Raw genomic sequence first — 16,194 nt, 5'->3', positions numbered from 1 at the left:
CTCCTTGATTACGCTGCCAGATTGCCGAAGCAGACATATTTCGCTTCGAGATATTCGCTGAGGCCGTGGCGCGAGCCCTCGCGGCCGAGGCCGGACTGCTTCCAGCCGCCGAAGGGGATCGGCGCGCCGGTGAATTTCGGCGTGTTGACCGCGACCATGCCGTATTCGAGCTGGTCGGTGAGACGCATCGCCCGGCGCAGATCCTCGGTGTAGAGATAGGCGGCGAGCCCCATCTCGGTTGCATTGGCGCGGGCGACGACCTCCTCCTCGGTATCGAAGGGCAGGATCGCGGCGACCGGGCCGAAGGTCTCCTCGCGGGCGATGAGCATGTCGTCGGTGACGTCGGCCAGCACCGCAGGCTGGACGAAATTTCCGCCGAGCGGGCTGTCCTGCCCGCCCGCGACCAGCCGGGCACCAGCGGCGATCGCCTGCGCGACCTGCTCGCGGCATTTCGCGGCGACGGAGGGGCGCGTCATCGGGCCGATATCGACGCCCTCCTCCAGACCGTGCCCGACTTTGAGGCGGGCAGTGGCCTCCGCATAAGCCGCGACGAAGCGCTCATAGGCGCCGCGCTGGACATAGATGCGGTTGGCAGCGAGGCAGTCCTGCCCCGAGGTCGCGAACTTCGCCGCGATGCCGCCGATGACCGCCTTGTCCAGCGGCGCGTCGTCGAAGACGATGAAGGGCGCGTGGCCGCCGAGCTCCAGCGAAGTGCGTTTGACTGTCTGTGCGGCATGGCCGAGCAGGAGGCGGCCAATCTCCGTCGAGCCGGTGAAGGAGAAGGCGCGGATCTCGGCATGCGCCAGCAGGCGATGCGCCATCGGCGCGGCATCGCCGGTGAGCACCTGGAAGATGCCGAAGCCGACCTCCTCGGCGAGCTTCGCCAGCGCCAGCGCCGAGAGCGGCGTTTCGGGAGCGGGCTTCACCACCATCGCACAGCCGGCGGCCAGCGCCGCGCCGGCCTTGCGGGTGATCATCGCGCTCGGAAAGTTCCACGGCGTAACCGCGGCGGCAACCCCGATCGGCTGCATCTGCACCGAGAGTCGGCTGCCCGGCAGATGGCTCGGGATGGTCTCGCCATAGCTGCGCTCGCCTTCGGCCGCGAACCAATCGAGGAAGGCCGCGGCATAGGCGATCTCGCCATGGGATTCCGCCAGCGGCTTGCCCTGCTCGGCGGTCATGATCACGGCGAGATCGTCGACATTGCGCCGCATCGCCGCCGCCCAGTCGCGCAGCAAGCGGCCGCGCTCGACAGGCAGGGTCTCGCGCCAGAGCTTCTGAGCAGCGACGGCTGCAGCCACTGCCTCATCAACGGCTTCCAGCGGCAGCGAAGCAATGGTCGCGATGGTTTCCTGCGTCGCGGGATCGACGACCGGGATCTGCTCGTCCGCCGCGCGCCAGCTGCCATCGACGAAGGCCCGGCTCTCCAGCAGGTCGGAACGCTTCAGCTCTTTCAGCGCTTTCGCGGATAAACCCTGCATCACATCCTCCGCTTCGATGATTGAGTGGCGAGGACGCTAGTGCAGAGAATGCGTCCCATGCCGTCGAAGCACGCGCTTTCACGATGATTTTCGGCTTAGATCGACGAAACAACGCAGGTTTTCAGAATGATCGAACTCGACAGCCTGGATCGCAGACTTCTGGATGCGGTCCAGCAGAACAACCGGCTGACGACAGCCGAACTCGGCGAGCGCGTCGGTCTCTCCGCGACCGCCTGCCAGCGCCGCCTCAAGCGCCTGCGCGATGAAGGCGTGATCGAGGCCGATGTCGCCATCGTCTCGCCGCGCGCCGTCGGGCGGCCGCTCTCGATGCTGGTGCTGGTGACGTTGGAGCGCGAGCGGGCCGACATCGTCGACCGCTTCAAGGCCTCGATCCGGGCGACCAGGGAGGTGATGATCGGCTTCTATGTCACCGGCGATGCGGATTTCGTGCTGCATGTCACGGCGCGGGACATGGAGGACTACGAGCGCTTCACTCGCCGGTTCTTCTATGAAAACCCCGACATCAAGGGCTTCAAAACTCTGGTGGTGATGGACCGGGTGAAGGCGAGTTTCGCCCTCCCCTTCGATCCGTAAGCTCAAGGCAGCACATGGCTGGGCATCACAAGCTCGATCGGATCGACATCAACATCCTGGGGTATATCAGGGCTATGGAGCAAGGCTCGACCTCGCGAAACTAACGAGCAGCGTGACCGTGTTCACGAAGTGACACCGGGTCACCACGGGATCGACGACATCACCAAGTTCGAGGCCGGCATTCGAGACGTCGACGGGCTGATGGAATGCCATCTGATAAGGGGCGGGTATAACTATCTGTCGCGTTCCTGGCGCCGAATATCGTGCGTTACCAGGAGCAAATAGAGAGCGTGCTCCGACGCAATATCGCGATCGAGAATACTTCAGCTATGTCGCTGGCAGACCAAGCTGCTCGTGCTGACGCCGCAGATGCTGAAGGTCGTCGTCGCACCTGCGCCAGCTACATGATCGCGCTGTTCAAGACGACGCCCTATCTGGCGATCGTCGGCGTCAAGGAGATGCTGGGCACGGCTTTCGACCAGGCCTTGGACTTCCGCTATCTTGAGCCGATGAGCGTCTTGGAATTCTATTTCCAGCCTGCTGTCTGACCATCGCGCAGGCGGTCAAAAAGCTCGAAGCTGAGTCATCCGGCGTGCCGCTGGGCGAACCCGCATGGTAGAACCGAGCGGGTACGCGACCACCGGAGAGCGCTCTGGCGCTCAAACTCCAAACCATACGGCTCTAAGTTCGATCGAACGCCTGCTTCAATGCCTGTGTCAGGCTGGAAACATAGGCATCGAGGAATTGCTTGCCTTTGTCCGCGGTCGCCGCGGTCGCGGTGTTGAGCACGCCATCCGATGGAACGGCTTCGATGTCGTGCGGCCAAAGCTCGTAACCCGGCACGCGGGACGGCGCATGTTCGACCAGGCGCTCCATATGGACGAGGTCGGGCCGCAGATGCAGCATCATGGAAGTCTCCATGATGCCGGCGTGCTCAAGGTCCCAGTCGATCTGCGTCGTGCCGAAGATGGCAGTCGCGGTTTCCGCGGGCAGGAACTGCCAGTAGCCGACATTGAGAATGCGAAGGCCATCGGCGAGGTGTGCGTTCTCGCGGTAGGCGAGATCGCATCCTTCACTGACATGCCAGAGATTCTCGGTGTGGCCGACGATGAACGCGATGTTGCGCACGCCATGCCGCACGAATTCGCGCGAGATGTCCTTGACCTGCGCGATCAGGCTCGCCGCATCGAGGCTCGTCGTGCCCGGAAAGTGCTGCCCTCCGCCGGAGCGCGGCATGGATTTGTAGCCGTAAGCCAGCGGCGGCGCGACGAGATAGCCGCCGCCCTCAGCTACGCCTTCGCACACTGCCGTGGGCAGGATGACGTCGACCGAAAGGGGCAGATGCGGGCCGTGCTGCTCGGTCGCGCCGACCGGAACCAGCAGGGTGGCGCCGCGCGCGATCGCATCGCGGTATTCGAGCCACGTCATTTCGGTCATTCGGAAGCTGGTCACGTCATTTCCCCGTATTCTCTCGGACGATCAGGTTTCGAGGACATAGGCATTGCCCGGCTGCCAACCGGCGAACAGTGCCTCGCCATGCGCCGGCGCAAGCTGCTCGAACTGGTGCAAGGGCAATTGGGCCCGAAGGCTGCGCTCGTCGCCGGCGTCGAGATGAACCACCACGACCGAGCCGACAAACTGCTCGCCGAGGACGCGCACCGGCACGAGGTTCGGCAGATCGGGACGCTCGCGCGACAGCGTCAGGAAATCGGCGCCGATCACCAATTCGACCTTGCGCCCCGGTGCTAGATCGCTGCTGCGCGGAAGCTGCAGGATGCCGAAGCCCGACTCGATCATCGAGCCACCGCCATCGGAGCGAACCTTGCCGGCGATGATGTTGTTGGTGCCGATGAACTCCGCCACGAAGCGGTTCGCAGGCTTGCGGAAAATCTCCCGGGGAGCGCCGACCTGCTGGATCGTTCCGCCGTTCATGATCACCACCCGGTCTGCCATGGCGAAGGCTTCCGACTGGCTGTGGGTGACATAGCAGAAGGTGATGCCGAGCTGTTTCTGCAGCTGGATCAATTCGGCCTGCATCTTCACGACGAGATGGGCATCGAGCGCGCTCAGCGGCTCGTCCAGGAGCAGTAGTTCAGGTTCCAGGACGAGCGAGCGGGCCAAGGCGACACGCTGGCGCTGACCACCGGACAATTGCGTGACCGGGCGCGTCGCGAAGGCTCCGAGACCGAGGCGTTCGAGCCAGCCATCGGCCTTTGCGCGCCGGGCCGAGGCATCGACGCCGCGCATCTTCAGGCCGAATTCGACGTTCTGACGAACGTTGAGGAAGGGAAAGAGGGCCAGGCTCTGCCAGACCAGCGGGGTTTGGCGCTGCCAGGGGTCGACATGGTTCAACACCTTGTCGCGCAGCCGGATCTCGCCGGCCGTCGGCACTTCGAGCCCGGCGATCATGCGGAGCGTCGTGGTCTTGCCGCAGCCGCTGGGACCCATGATGGCGATGAACTCGCCGGATTCGACGACCAGATCGATCGATTTCACCGCAGTGAAACCGCCATAGTCCTTTTCAACCTTATCGAGAACGAGCAGGGGCGAGTTCATCACGCGTCGCTTTTGTTCGAAGAAATCGGGGGGCGCTCAGGACGGTCGCCGGTCCGGCGCCAGGAGAACAAGGCCAGCGCCACAAGCGCCAGGAGGATGGTCACGAAGAAGACGATGCTGCCGATCGCGTTGACCCGCGGGCTGACCTCCCGCTGCAGCAGGACCAGAATCCGCACCGGCAGCGTCTCGTTGAAGCCGGAGACGAACCAGGCCATCGCGAACTCGTCGAAAGAAACGGCCATCGTCAGAAAGAAGGCGGCCAGGATCGACGGTAGCGCAAAGGGGAGGATGACATGCCGTAGCGCCTGTGTCTGGCCAGCCCCTAGATTCCAGGCGGCCGCCTCCAGATCGGGATCCATCTGCGACAGGCGCAGGCGGATCAGCGCCATGGCGAAGGGCGCACAATAGATCACATGGGCGATGATCACCGAATGCAGGGCGCCCGCGAGGGAAAGCTGGCTCTGGTAGACCAGCATGGCGAGGCCGAGGATCATCACCGGGACGTTTGGCGGCAGCATCGCCAGCGCCACATAGACCGCCTTACCCGTGAAATTGTAGCGATAGTCGGTATAGGCAGCGGTGAAGCCGAGGACGGTCGCGATCGCGGCCGAACACACGGCCACGATCAGGCTGTTGGCGAGCCCCGACCGGATGGCCGGCTCGGTCAGAACCGCGACATACCAATCCGTGCTGAACCCCTGCCAGGGCAGGCTCGGAAAGCGCCCTGCATTGAAGGAGAAAACGAAGCTCGAGACGATCGGCGCCAGAATGAAGGCGATCATGAGCACGACGTAGCCGAGCAGCGCCCAGCCGATCAGACGGTTGGTCATCGCGCTGCCGCTCCCTGCTTTCCGTAAGCGAGCTTGAGGGCGCCGAGGCCCGCCGCCAGCAGGGTCACGACCATGACCATGGCGATGACGGAGGCACGGGGCCAATCCGAGCCCGAGCGCACCGTGTCGACCATGAGGATGCTCAGGACCGGCGGCTTGCTGCCACCCAGAAGAGTGGGACTGACGAAGTCGCCAAAGGCGAGGACGAAGGCAAATGTCCCAGCCAGGACAAGTCCGATCTTGGCCGAGGGGATGACGACCGCGAACACCGTGCGCAGGCGGCCGCACCCCAGATTATGGGCGGCCTCGATGAGGCGCCGGTCGACATTGGACAGGCTGATCAACTGGATCAGCAGGACCAGCGGAAAGCAGAGGGTGACATAGCCTACCATCGTTCCGAACAGGTTGTTGTACATCCGGAAGGGGCCGAGCCCGAGCCCGCCGAGAGCGAGATTGATCAGGCCCTGATCCGTGAGCAGAATCTTCCAGGAGTAGATGCGCACGAGATAGCTGGTGAAATACGGTGTGATCAGCAGGAAGACGACGATGCGGCGAACGCCGGCCGAAGCGCGGTAGGCGAGGTAAAATGCCCCCGGAAAGCTCACGAGGCTCGTGATGGCTGCGGCAAGGAGCGCATAGAGCAGCGTGCGCAGATAGATATCCCAGAAATAGCCGGTCGAGAGCACCTTGTTCCAGTTGGCGAAGGTGAAATCGGGTGAAAGCGCGAAGTTTCGGACGCTCCAGAACGTCATCATGACGAGGAAGCCGAGTGGCACCACGAACAGCAGTATCTGGCAGACCAGCATCGGAGCGCCGAGGGCCACTCCGAACAGGCTCCTTCCACCGCTGGCGCGGCCTTCGCGGGTCGCGTCGCCTGGCATTGTCTTGAGTTCCCGTAAAGAAGGACAGCGAGCCGGTGGCAGCGAGCTGCCACCGGCCATGACGATCACGCGTTCTTGAATCGAGTCCAGACGTCGGTCCATTCCTCGATGGACTGCTGCGTCGGCAAACCGCGAATCTGGATCTTGCCCTCGGTGATTTCCGTCATGACGTTGCGCGTATCGAGGCGATGCTCCAGCAGATCGGCCATCTTCGGGTCCGTCTTGTTGAGCAGTTCCCAGGCGGCCTTGTTGGGCATCGACGCGACATAGGACGATTTCGTCGCCGTCTTCACCTGCCCCTCGGGCGAGGCGCGGTACTGCAGGAACTTGACCGCGAGATCCTTCTTCCGCGACGAAGAGACGATCGAAAGCGACTCCGTCCATTGCACCGCCCCCTCGTCGGGAATGGTGGCGGTAATGGGCACGCCGTTCTTCTGCAGGAGAATGGCTGCCCAGGCGCCGACGCCCGGCATGACCCAGGCCTCGCCATTGGTCAGCGAGGAGAAGACAGACGACCACGGGCCGATGCCGGACATCTGCGGCGACAGCGACAGCAAGGTCTGGCTGAGCTTTTCGAACTGCGCCTTATTGAGGTCTGAGGGCGGCTTGTTGCCATTATACATGCTGAGGCACGACATATTGGGCAGATACCAATCGTACATGCCGACTTTCTTGGCGACTTTCTTGTCCCAGAGAATCTTGTAGGATTTGGCTTCTTCGGCCGAGATCTTCGTGTTGTTGTACACCAGCCCGAGATAGCCGAAGCTGTTCATCAGCGAGTAGAGCTTGCCGTCCTTCCAATGGGTCGGGAATTTCTGGAACTGCGGCCAGAAATCGTTCAGCGGATATTGGGCCGGATCGAGCGCGTCGATCTTTCCGGCCTGAGCGAGCATGGTGACGTATTCGGCGTCGGTCAGGACGACGTCGAAAGTGCCCGGGGGTGACGATTGCAGCAGCGCCAGCATCTCCTCGCCGCCGGTATATTCCTTGGCCTGGACTTTGACGTTGTACTTCTTCTCGAACTCGCCGACGACCTCCGGGCCCGCGTGCCCAGGCCAGCTCAGCAGGCTCAGAACCTGATCATCCGCGGCCAGGGCCGGCCGCAGCGATGCGCCGACAGATGTACCCAGACCGATTGCTGCACCCGCCTTGATGAAAGAGCGGCGCGAAACGTGACGGCTGAAGAAGCCGCGACCTTCGAATTTATCCATTATTGTAATCCCCTCTGATCGATTGCTGGTTATTATTGCGGTTTTTCACCGTTCTTCAGTGCTATGAGGCATAGGAGCTCGAACAGAACCTGCGCGGCAATCTGCGCGGTATTGCTGGTCGGATCGTATTGGGGAGCGACCTCGACGACATCCGCGCCGATGATATCGAGGCCGGCGAATCCGCGCAGCAACTGCAAGGCCTCTCGCGGCAGGAGGCCGCCCACCTCCGGCGTGCCGGTCCCCGGCGCAAATGCCGGATCGAGGCTGTCCACGTCGAAGGTGATGTAGGTGGGGCCATCGCCGACGACCTCGCGGGCCTTCGCGATCACGGCTGGAATGCCCTGTTCGACGAGTTCCTCGGCGTGGATGACGGTCATGCCCGAGGCGTAGGAAAACTCCCAAAGATATTCCGCGCCGCCGCGAATTCCGATCTGCACCGTCCGGCGTGGGTCCAGGGCGCCCGCCAGAACGGCCTCGCGAAACGGGCCGCCATGGTGGAACTTCGAGCCCTCATAGGGACCGGCGGTGTCGCAATGCGCGTCGATCTGGATCATTCCGACCGGACGCCCTGCGCCCAATGCCTTGAGGATCGAGCCGGTCATCGAATGGTCACCGCCAACCGAAAGCGGGACGGCCCGCGTCCCGGACACCATGCGGTAGCAGGCTTCGATATCGGCATGGCATTCCGCCAGATCGAAGCGGCTTCTCATCGGCACGTCGCCGACATCGGCAACGGCGAGCGTGCCCATCGGCGCCAGCCGCAAGATATGTTCGTAGGGGCCGACCCGATCGATCGCCCCGACGGCTCGCGGCCCGAAGCGGGCGCCATTGCGATTGGTCACGCCGAGATCCATTGGAACCCCGATCAGGGCAACATCGAGGGTTTCCAGAATTTTCGGGGTCAGGCCATTAGCGATGAAGGGCCCATCCAGCAGCGTGGCAGGATCGGCAAACGGCCATTTGCGGCCGTCGGAATCGCGAAAGATCTGCCGCGCGACGTCCCGGAAATGCGGATCGAACATCTCTCCGCCGCCGGCGCTGCCATAGCGCGCGCGCAAGTCTTCCAGGTCGAGAATATCAAATGGCATGATTGTCGCTTCACCATCCGGGCTTCGTCGCCTTCCGGGTATCGGCCCTCGAGAAGCGACGCATTATCTGGCCTGGACGGTGGCACCCCGGCTCCGTCCCGGATAGCCTCAAAAGACTGGAGAGGGCATAAGGAAAACTGAATGCCGAGCCGGAAGGCACGCGAACGCGCCTGGCACTCCAGATCTTGTAATCATATGAGAAACAAGGGAACTTTGGGCGACTCTGCGCGCCCGCAATATAATGATATGTGAACGATGAATCTCGACCCCTACCTCCTGCGCGCCTTTTTGACTGCCGCCGAAATCGGCACGGTGAATGGCGCGGCGAACACCCTGAATCGCACCCAGGCTGCCGTCAGCATGCAGATTCGCAAGCTGGAGGACCTGGTCGGCAAGGAATTGTTCGAGCGCTCCTCGCGCGGCTTGACGCTGACCGCAGACGGCCAGCTTTTCGCGACCTACGCGCGCGAGATGATTGCCCTGAACGAGGAGGTACGGCGGCGATTTCAGGGGGACGAGATCGAAGGACGGGTCAGGCTCGGCGTCGTCGAGGATTTCGCGGCGACGCGTCTGATCCAGATCCTCAAGGCATTCCGCGATCAGAATCCGAGAATCGACATCGATATCATCGTGGAGCCCAACCGCCGCCTCGCCTCGCTGTTCGAGGCCGACAAGCTCGATGTGACGATCTGCGACGTCTCTCAGATTGCTCGCAAGCCGATTTTGGTCTGGAACGAGGAACTGCACTGGATTGCGCGCTCAGACCTGGTTCTATCGACCGACGCGCCCTTGCCGATCATCATGTTCGCGGAATCCTGCCCGTGGCGCGCGCCGACGATGGCTGCCCTTGCGAGCCTCAAGCGCAGATGGAGCGTCGTCTGCGAAGCGTCGACATTGGTCGCCATGATCACCGCCGTGCGTGTCGGAATTGGCATCGGACCGATGATCGCCGCGACGGTGCCAAGCGACTGTCGCATCTTGGATGGTTCGGGCTCCTTTCCCCGGTCTCCCTATATCGATGTCGGGCTCTATGCTCACTCCGCCGCGTCCAGCGAGGCTTCCTACCTCGCCGATTTCATCGCCCGGAACAGTCGCCTCAGGAAGTTTTGAAGAGACGCGGGAGCCGATAAGCGCCGGGTGCGGGCGATACCATGGCGAAGTAGTCCGCAACGACAGCTGCTAACTGGGTGGGTTCCCAATCGGAGCGGGCGGCGCGCCTCAGCAGCAGGTATTATCAGCACCACTCAATTGTTTAGGGCGGAAGTCAGTGCGCTCAGCAGGCTCTCGCCCGCAGGCATCGGCACTGCTCGCGTTTAGGGCAGCTGCTGGTCTTCGAAGAAGCCGTCCAGCGGGATTTGCGTGGTTTTCTCGAAGTCGTCCATCGCTGCGAGCAGACGCTGGCGATAATTCAAGAGAGCCAACAGCAATTGTGCAGCATCGCGCGAAAGGCCGTAGCGAGCCCAGCTCTCAGAGGTTCGCGGCTCAAGGCCGATCTTGTCCCCGAAGGCCTCGACCGTTGCGAAGCCCAATCTTTGGACGACTTCGAGCAGTTCCTCAGCCGACATGCGCGGCTTGACGACATGAGAATGCACGCGCTCCAGCATGAGGCGAACGTCTGAAGGGCGGAACTGAAGCGAGTTTTGTGCGAATTGCCCTAAATTGCTGACCATCGAACCCTCCCGAATCTCTTCTATGCGCGTGCGCGCCATTCACTCTGTCGTGCTTCGGCGTTTCCGGCCAGCAGGCCTTCGGCGGCGCCTTCATCCGTAATCAGGACCTTGGCGCCGCTCGCACGCAGGGCTGCGCGGATCGCTCCCTCCTTATGCGCGCCGCCGGCGGCGATCGCGACCAGCCCGATACCCCGCAGGTCCGCAGGGCTGATCGCCATCACGCGCTGGTTGACGGGGTGATCGACCAATTGCCCTTCGGCATCGACGAAATGGCAGACGAGGTCGCCGACGGCACCCGCCTTCTTCAGCGAGACCAGATCGGCACGAGGCAGGATCGCTTCGCGGAACAGCGTCGAATCCGGGGCGAGATCGCCGACGCTGATCAACGCGAGGTCCGCCGCACGCGCCCGATCGATCAGATCCCGTAGCGTCGGCTCGCGCCAGAGCGCCTCCCGTAGCTCGGGGTTTGAAACGAAGACCGGCGCCGTGAGCTGAAAGCAATCCGCTCCGAACATGTCGGCGACGCGGCGCGCCACGGCGGACGGATTGATGCTGCGCGAATGGGTCAGTCCTCCGAGGAGCGACACGACCGACATCGCCTCGATCTGTCGCGGCTGGATGCCGCGTAGCGCCTGGTGCAGCGTCTGCCCCCAGCCGACCGCAAGCGACATGTTGTCTTGCAGCCGGTCCGAAAGCCAAACGCCCGCGGCATGGCCGACCAGCGCCGAGATGTTGGCCGGATCGCGCGCCGTCGGCACGACCACCGCCTCCTGCAGTCCGAAGGTGGTGACCAGCCCGCGCTCCAACCCGACCTGCCGGGCCGAGCGCGCCTCGATCCTGATCTTAACCAGGCCTTCGCTGCGCGCCGCGGCCAGCATGCGGACCACCTTGATCCGGCTGAGGCCGAGAAGGTCTGCGATCTGCTCCTGCGTCAGCCCCTCGACATAATAGAGCCAGGCCGCACGAACTTTCGCATCCGCAACCGACTCCTCACGCGGGAAATGTCCAGAATCGAATGTGTCTTCCACCGTTTCGTCGCCAAGCTGCCCCGCACTCGTTGCCAACATCGCAGCATCGCAATGCGAAACGCAATAGGCCTGCACATATGGGCTATTGACAGAACAAAAGATACGATCTTTTGTTCCAAGCAAAGAACATATGTCCTTAGGGAGATTCCGAAACGATGGCTGCGCTTCTGACGCAACTGCCTCCAGGCGCGCCCATAGCCGGCCTGTCTTTGGCCGAGGCCCTCGACTTGCGGGAGGCCTCCGGCAAGCGCGTTCGTGTCGGCTTGATCGGCGCCGGCCAAATGGGAACAGACATCGTCGTCCAGATCTCCCAGATGACCGGCATCGAGATCGCCGCCGTCGCCGACATCGCGCCCGATCGCGTCGCGGAGGCGGCCGCACTGGCCGGGCGCAAGGGCGAAGTCGATAACGTCACCGACGAGGCCGGGCTCGATGCCAGCAGACGCAAGGGCCGCATCGCCGCCACGACCTCGCTCGACCTGATCTGCCGTTCGCCCCATGTCGACGTCATCATCGACGCCACCGGCAATCCCGAGGCCGGCTCGCGCGTCGCGCTGACCGCGATCGCCGCGCGCAAGCATATCGTGATGATGAATGTCGAGGCCGACATCACCATCGGCTCCTATCTCGCGGTCGAAGCTGCCAAGGCCGGCGTGGTCTATACGCTCGGCGCCGGCGACGAGCCCGCCGCCGCGATGGAACTGATCAATTTCGTGCGCGCCATGGGTTATCCCGTCGTCGCCGCCGGCAAGGGCAAGAACAACCCCTTCCGCATCGACGCCGTGCCGGCCGACTATGTCGAGGAAGCCACGCGCCGGAACATGAACCCACGCATGCTCGTCGAATTCGTCGATGGCTCGAAAACGATGGTCGAGATGGTCGCCATCGCCAACGCCTGCGGCTTCATCCCCGACATCCCCGGCATGCACGGCCCGGCCGCGCCGAAGGACGAATTGCAGAACTATTTCTGCCCGAAGGAGGAAGGCGGCCTGCTCTCGCACAAGGGCGTGGTCGATTTCTCCGTGGCCAAGGGCGTCGCGCCCGGCGTCTTCGCCGTCGCCGAGATGCGCCATCCCCGCGTCCGCGAGCGGATGAGCGACCTGCATCTGGGCCCCGGCCCTTACTACTCCTTCTTCCGGCCCTATCACCTGACGAGCCTGGAAGTGCCCCTCTCGGCCGCCGCCGCCGTCATTTTCAACCAGAGTCATATGCGCCCGCTGCCGGTGCCGACCTCCGAGGTCGGCTGCATCGCCAAGCGCGATCTCGCGGCCGGCGAGACGCTCGATGCCATCGGCGAATACGGCTATCGCGGCTTCGCCCTCTCCCGCGCCGACGCGCAGGCCCGCAAGGCCCTGCCGATCGGCCTCGCGCAGGGCGCGACCATGACGCGGGCCGTCGCCAAGGGCGAATTGATCACGCTCGCCGACGCCACCCCCGACGAGCGCTTGAAGATCGTGGAGGTGCGCCGCGCTCAGGACGCGATGATCGCCGCGCTAACCTCCGGAGCCCAGGCATGAGCGCACGCAAGACGGACGAGATGGCGAGCGCCGCGCCGAGGCCCAACCAGCGGCCCGAACTCGCCGCGCTCGACGACGGGACGGTGGCCCGCGCGCTGACCCGGATGCACCTGATCCGCAAGTTCGAGGAGGCGGCCGAGGCGAGCTATATGCGCGGCCTGATCCACGGCACGATGCACCTGTCGATCGGCCAGGAGGCGAGCGCTGTCGGCACGACGCTGCCGCTCGAAGCGCACGATTACATCCTCTCGACCCATCGCGGCCATGGCCACTGCATCGCGCGCGGCGCCGAGCCCAAGCTGATGTTCGCCGAGTTCTTCGGCAAGGAGACCGGCTACTGCAAGGGCCGCGGCGGCTCGATGCACATCGCCGATGTCGAGGGCGGCAATCTCGGCGCCAACGGCATCGTCGGCGGCGGCCTGCCGATCGCGGTCGGCGTCGGCATGAGCATCAAGGCCCAGAAGAACGGCCGCGTCTGCATGGTCTTCTTCGGCGACGGCGCCTCGAACGAGGGCGCCTTCCACGAAGCACTCAACATGGCTTCGATCTGGAAGCTGCCGGTCGTCTTCGTCTGCGAGAACAACAAATACGGCATGTCGATGGACATCTCGCGCGCCATGGCGGTGGCGAATGTCGCCGATCGTGCCGCCGCCTATGCCATGCCGGGCCACAGCCTCGACGGAAACGATCTCGCCGGCGTCGCGGCGGTGGCGCGCGAAGCGATTGCGCGGGCCCGCGCCGGCGAAGGCCCTTCGCTGATCGAGTGCAAGACCTATCGCTGGCGCGGCCATTCCAAGAGCGACCGCAATCTCTACCGGACCAAGGAGGAGATCGAGGAGTGGCGGGCGCAGGACCCGATCCGGCGCCTGGAGGACGAGCTCAAGGCGCATGACCGGTTCGACGCTACGACACTGATGAAGCTGGAGGAGGATGCCCAGAGCGACATCGACGCTGCCGTCGAATTCGCCCGCGCCTGCCCGGACCCCGATCCGAAAGACCTGACCCGTGACGTCTATGCCCTCTGACACGCTCGAAGCCGTGAGCGAGATCCGCGAGCTGTCCTATGCCGAGGCCGTGCGCGAGGCGCTTGGTCAGGCGATGGAGGCCGACGAACGCGTCTTCCTCTTCGGCGAGGACGTCGGAATCTATGGCGGCGCCTTCGGCGTCTCCGGCGATCTCGTCCACCGCTTCGGCAAGGAGCGCGTGATCGACACCCCGATCAGCGAACTCGGTATTGCCGGAGCCGCCGTCGGCGCGGCGATCACCGGTATGCGGCCGGTGCTGGAGATCCAGTTCTCGGATTTCGTTACGCTTGCCATGGAGCAACTCGTCAACCAGGCGGCCAAGATCCGCTTCATGTTCGGCGGGAAGGCGAGCGTCCCGATGGTGGTGCGCCTCCCCGGCGGCTCGGGCACCGGCGCCGCCGCGCAGCACAGCCAGAGCCTGGAAGCCTGGTTCGCGCATGTGCCGGGTCTCAAGGTCCTGCAGCCAAGCACCCCGCATGACGCCAAGGGCATGCTGCTCGCAGCGATCGACGACCCCAACCCGGTGCTGATCTTCGAGCACAAGCTGCTCTACAAGACCAAGGGCCATGTCCCGGCCGAGGCCTATCGCGTGCCGATCGGCCAGGCGGCGATCCGCCGCGAGGGCACGGACGTCACCATCGTCGGCTCCTCGATCATGGCCCGCAAGGCGGAGGCCGCGGCCGAGCGTCTCGCGGCCGATGGCATCTCGGCGGAGGTGATCGACCTGCGCTCGATCCGCCCGATCGACTTCACGACCATTGCCGAGAGCGTGCGCAAGACGCATCGCCTCGTGGTGGTCTACGAGGGCGTGAAGACAATGGGTATCGGTGCCGAGATCTCGGCGATGATCGCCGAGAGCGAGGTCTTCGATTTCTTGGACGCGCCGATCATCCGGCTGGGCGGCGCCGATGCGCCGATCCCCTACAATCCGGTGCTGGAAAAGGCCGCCGTCCCGCAGGAGGACGACATCGTCGTCGCCGCAGCCAATCTCGTGCGTCGCGGGGAAGCCTGATGCCGGTCGAGGTCATCCTTCCCAAGGTCGACATGGACATGGAGACGGGCACGATCGAGGCCTGGCATGTCGAGGAAGGCGATCTTGTCCGCCAGGGCGACACGATCTTCGAAATCGGCACCAACAAGGCCGTGATGGAGGTCGAGGCGCCGGCCAGCGGCGCGATCCGCGGTATCAAGCTCGAGACCGGCGTGCCGATCACGGTGGGAACGCCCGTCGCCTGGATCTACCTCGACGGCGAGGCCGCCACCACGCCGTCCGAGCCGGCAGCCGCTGCGGCTTCCGTGGCGGCTGCCACCTCCAACCCTGAAGGCGCGGCCCCGGCGTCAGGCGCCTCTGCGGCTCAATCCGCGGCGCCGGGCCTGCGCGCGACGCCCCTCGCCCGCCGCATCGCCCGCCAGAATGCGCTCGACCTCAAGACAGTGGCCGGCACGGGGCCGCGCGGGCGCATCGGCGAAGCGGATGTGAAGCGTCATTTGGAGCAGCGGCCCCGCTGCACTCAGACGCAGGAGGCTCGCCCGGCGCCGACGCCTGCCAGCGCTTCCGAAGGCCGCCTGCAACCTTTCTCCGCCATCCGACGCATCGTCGCGAGCCGGCTCTCCGAGAGCATGCGCACGGCGCCGCATTTCTATCTCACCTCCGAGATCGAGATGAGCGCGGCGCGCGAGCTGCTGCGCCGTCTCACGGCTCGGCATGAGCGGATCGGCGCACCCAAGCCCAGCATCACCGTGCTGATCGCGCGCATCGCCGCACGCATCCTGCGTGACCACCCGGTCATCAACGCCTCGGCCGAGGGCGAGGCGACGCGCTTCCACGAGCGCGTCGACATCGGCATCGCCATGGAACGCGATGGCGACCTCGTCGTCCCTGTGTTGCGCGATGCCGCCGGCATGGACATGCCTGCCATGGCTCGCGAGTTCGCCAGGCTGCGCGACGGCATGGCGAAGCGCACGCTGACGCCGGCAGAGCTCGGGGGCGGCACCTTCACCATTTCCAATCTTGGCATGTATGGCGTCGACAGCTTCACGGCGATCATCAACCCGCCGCAGGGGGCGATCCTCGCAATCGGGCGCACGCTCGACAAGCCGGTCGGGCGCGATGGGCAGATCGTGCTCAGGCCGATGGCGAACTTCACCCTTTCCTCGGATCACCGCATCGTGGACGGGGTGGCAGCCGCCCGCTTCATGGCCGACCTGCGGGAGGCGGTGGAGAACCCCGAAGTCATTTTGTGATTGAACGTCACCGTCGGCACCTCAACGGGCGCCGGCCATAGACCATCGATGATCGAGATCGACCGACGC

16 protein-coding genes are annotated in these 16,194 nt (G+C 64.4%); 7 read left to right on the top strand and 9 right to left on the bottom strand.

From position 1 onward, the window contains the following. Nucleotides 1-8 precede the first annotated feature (8 nt). Nucleotides 9-1,481, bottom strand: a complete 1,473-nt coding sequence (locus AB4Z16_RS20525) for an NAD-dependent succinate-semialdehyde dehydrogenase (RefSeq protein WP_441513203.1) — start codon at nucleotides 1,479-1,481, stop codon at nucleotides 9-11. Nucleotides 1,482-1,607: 126 nt separating this feature from the next. On the opposite strand from AB4Z16_RS20525, the gene AB4Z16_RS20520 reads away from it, so the two are divergent. Continuing rightward, a complete protein-coding gene (locus tag AB4Z16_RS20520) occupies nucleotides 1,608-2,075 on the top strand; it encodes an Lrp/AsnC family transcriptional regulator (RefSeq protein ID WP_441513202.1) in 468 nt (155 codons plus the stop codon). A 263-nt stretch (nucleotides 2,076-2,338) separates the two neighbouring features. Further along, nucleotides 2,339-2,623 (top strand): ABC transporter permease, encoded by a 285-nt coding sequence (locus AB4Z16_RS20515; RefSeq protein WP_441513201.1) that lies wholly within the window; start codon nucleotides 2,339-2,341, stop codon nucleotides 2,621-2,623. Between the two features lie 133 nt (nucleotides 2,624-2,756). Here AB4Z16_RS20515 and AB4Z16_RS20510 read toward each other — a convergent pair whose 3' ends face one another. The 6 genes from AB4Z16_RS20510 to speB all read right to left on the bottom strand — a co-directional run bounded on the left by AB4Z16_RS20510 (nucleotide 2,757) and on the right by speB (nucleotide 8,641). Next, a complete protein-coding gene (locus AB4Z16_RS20510) occupies nucleotides 2,757-3,527 on the bottom strand; it encodes a creatininase (RefSeq protein WP_441513200.1) in 771 nt (256 codons plus the stop codon). A 27-nt stretch (nucleotides 3,528-3,554) separates the two neighbouring features. Continuing rightward, nucleotides 3,555-4,631, bottom strand: a complete 1,077-nt coding sequence (locus AB4Z16_RS20505; protein WP_441513199.1) for an ABC transporter ATP-binding protein — start codon at nucleotides 4,629-4,631, stop codon at nucleotides 3,555-3,557. Continuing rightward, nucleotides 4,631-5,461 (bottom strand): ABC transporter permease, encoded by an 831-nt coding sequence (locus AB4Z16_RS20500; RefSeq protein ID WP_441513198.1) that lies wholly within the window; start codon nucleotides 5,459-5,461, stop codon nucleotides 4,631-4,633. Before AB4Z16_RS20500 ends, AB4Z16_RS20505 begins: the two co-directional genes overlap by 1 nt. Continuing rightward, nucleotides 5,458-6,285, bottom strand: coding sequence for an ABC transporter permease (locus AB4Z16_RS20495; RefSeq protein WP_441513197.1), 828 nt, complete (start codon nucleotides 6,283-6,285; stop codon nucleotides 5,458-5,460). Before AB4Z16_RS20495 ends, AB4Z16_RS20500 begins: the two co-directional genes overlap by 4 nt. A 122-nt stretch (nucleotides 6,286-6,407) precedes the next feature. Next, nucleotides 6,408-7,553: an ABC transporter substrate-binding protein gene (locus AB4Z16_RS20490; RefSeq protein ID WP_441513196.1), complete on the bottom strand. Its 1,146-nt coding sequence runs from the start codon at nucleotides 7,551-7,553 to the stop codon at nucleotides 6,408-6,410. Nucleotides 7,554-7,585: 32 nt separating this feature from the next. After that, a complete protein-coding gene (gene speB, locus AB4Z16_RS20485; protein ID WP_441513195.1) occupies nucleotides 7,586-8,641 on the bottom strand; it encodes an agmatinase in 1,056 nt (351 codons plus the stop codon). A 255-nt stretch (nucleotides 8,642-8,896) separates the two neighbouring features. On the opposite strand from speB, the gene AB4Z16_RS20480 reads away from it, so the two are divergent. Continuing rightward, nucleotides 8,897-9,751 (top strand): LysR family transcriptional regulator, encoded by an 855-nt coding sequence (locus tag AB4Z16_RS20480; RefSeq protein ID WP_441513194.1) that lies wholly within the window; start codon nucleotides 8,897-8,899, stop codon nucleotides 9,749-9,751. 203 nt (nucleotides 9,752-9,954) lie between these two features. Here the strand turns inward: AB4Z16_RS20480 and AB4Z16_RS20475 are convergent, their stop codons facing one another. Then, a complete protein-coding gene (locus tag AB4Z16_RS20475; protein ID WP_441513193.1) occupies nucleotides 9,955-10,350 on the bottom strand; it encodes a hypothetical protein in 396 nt (131 codons plus the stop codon). Next, complete coding sequence (locus AB4Z16_RS20470; protein WP_441513192.1) at nucleotides 10,332-11,378, bottom strand: sugar-binding transcriptional regulator; 1,047 nt, start codon at nucleotides 11,376-11,378, stop codon at nucleotides 10,332-10,334. The genes AB4Z16_RS20475 and AB4Z16_RS20470 overlap by 19 nt, the downstream gene beginning before the upstream one ends. Before the next feature lie 116 nt (nucleotides 11,379-11,494). Between AB4Z16_RS20470 and AB4Z16_RS20465 the strand changes: the two genes are divergently transcribed. The 4 genes from AB4Z16_RS20465 to AB4Z16_RS20450 are packed head-to-tail and all read left to right on the top strand — an operon-like array spanning nucleotide 11,495 to nucleotide 16,125. After that, nucleotides 11,495-12,856: an NAD(P)H-dependent oxidoreductase gene (locus AB4Z16_RS20465; protein WP_441513191.1), complete on the top strand. Its 1,362-nt coding sequence runs from the start codon at nucleotides 11,495-11,497 to the stop codon at nucleotides 12,854-12,856. Continuing rightward, complete coding sequence (locus tag AB4Z16_RS20460; protein ID WP_441513190.1) at nucleotides 12,853-13,881, top strand: thiamine pyrophosphate-dependent dehydrogenase E1 component subunit alpha; 1,029 nt, start codon at nucleotides 12,853-12,855, stop codon at nucleotides 13,879-13,881. Before AB4Z16_RS20465 ends, AB4Z16_RS20460 begins: the two co-directional genes overlap by 4 nt. Then, the gene (locus AB4Z16_RS20455; protein ID WP_441513510.1) at nucleotides 13,871-14,893 is read left to right on the top strand and encodes an alpha-ketoacid dehydrogenase subunit beta; all 1,023 of its coding nucleotides are present in this window, start codon (nucleotides 13,871-13,873) and stop codon (nucleotides 14,891-14,893) included. Before AB4Z16_RS20460 ends, AB4Z16_RS20455 begins: the two co-directional genes overlap by 11 nt. Then, nucleotides 14,893-16,125 (top strand): dihydrolipoamide acetyltransferase family protein, encoded by a 1,233-nt coding sequence (locus AB4Z16_RS20450; protein ID WP_441513189.1) that lies wholly within the window; start codon nucleotides 14,893-14,895, stop codon nucleotides 16,123-16,125. The genes AB4Z16_RS20455 and AB4Z16_RS20450 overlap by 1 nt, the downstream gene beginning before the upstream one ends. Nucleotides 16,126-16,194 lie beyond the last annotated feature (69 nt).

The organism is Allobosea sp. TAF32, from assembly GCF_052113585.1.
Taxonomy (GTDB): domain Bacteria; phylum Pseudomonadota; class Alphaproteobacteria; order Rhizobiales; family Beijerinckiaceae; genus Allobosea.
The sequence above is the reverse complement of the archived record's forward strand: the minus strand, read 5'-3'. Positions and strand labels throughout refer to the sequence as shown.